The sequence below is a fragment of the Microcystis sp. M53603_WE2 genome (genome assembly GCF_030065435.1).
The window spans coordinates 1-1,045 of the sequence record NZ_JASJFF010000185.1 but is presented as its reverse complement, the minus strand read 5'-3'; the positions used below and the strand labels follow the sequence as shown (position 1 = coordinate 1,045).

1 protein-coding gene is annotated in these 1,045 nt (G+C 50.6%); it reads left to right on the top strand.

All coding sequences use genetic code 11. The features are described 5' to 3' along the window. Window positions 1-272 precede the first annotated feature (272 nt). Window positions 273-1,045: thiamine pyrophosphate-binding protein (locus tag PX481_RS03930; RefSeq protein ID WP_288093735.1), on the top strand; the 773-nt coding region annotated here is incomplete at its 3' end.

Sequence of the window (1,045 nt, the reverse complement as noted above, 5' to 3'; positions counted from 1 at the left end):
TCAGGCACTTTTTCCCTGAAAATTAGGTAACTGACTACCCCAAAATCGGTAAAACCCTACACCCTACACCCCACACCCCACACCCCACACCCCACACCCCACTTCCCCAGATATTGCATGGGTAAGATGCAAAAAGAAAAAAAACTGCAGCCAAAAAGGTGAGATGGAATACACTAAAAGTATAAGGTTATCAATTTTGCTATTTTTCAAGTTGCATCCTAGGCAACAGAATTGCAATTATCCCTCTAGTTAGAAATTGGACGGTTTGCCCTGTGGTTTCATCACTTCCCAAGCCCAATGACTCTTTAACAACGGTTCCCCAGCGTTGTTCTGGTGCTTATGCCTTGATGGACAGTCTCAAACGTCATGGCGTTAAGCACATCTTCGGTTATCCCGGAGGTGCGATCCTGCCCATCTATGACGAACTCTACCGCTTTGAAGAGCGGGGAGAATTACAACATATTTTAGTGCGCCACGAACAAGCGGCCGCCCATGCCGCCGATGCCTACGCTAGGGCCACCGGCAAAGTGGGGGTCTGTTTCGGTACTTCCGGCCCCGGGGCGACCAATTTGGTGACAGGCATCGCTAACGCACACATGGACTCCATCCCGATGGTGATTATCACCGGTCAGGTGAGCCGGGCGGCCATCGGTTCCGATGCTTTCCAAGAAACCGATATTTATGGTATTACTCTCCCGATTGTTAAACATTCCTATGTGGCTAGAAACGCCCGGGAAGTAGCGAGAATCGTCGCTGAAGCCTTCCATATCGCCAGTACAGGACGACCGGGACCGGTTTTAGTCGATATTCCCAAAGATGTCGGTTTAGAACTATGCGATTATATCCCCGTCGAACCGGGAGATGTGAAACTAACCGGCTATCGTCCCACGGTTAAGGGCAATCGCCGTCAAATCGAGGCCGCTTTACACCTCTTGGAAACCGCCGAAAAACCCTTACTTTACGTTGGTGGAGGTGCGATCGCAGCTAATGCCCACGCCCAAATTGCCGAGTTTGCCGAGCGTTTTCAGTTACCCGTCACCACCAC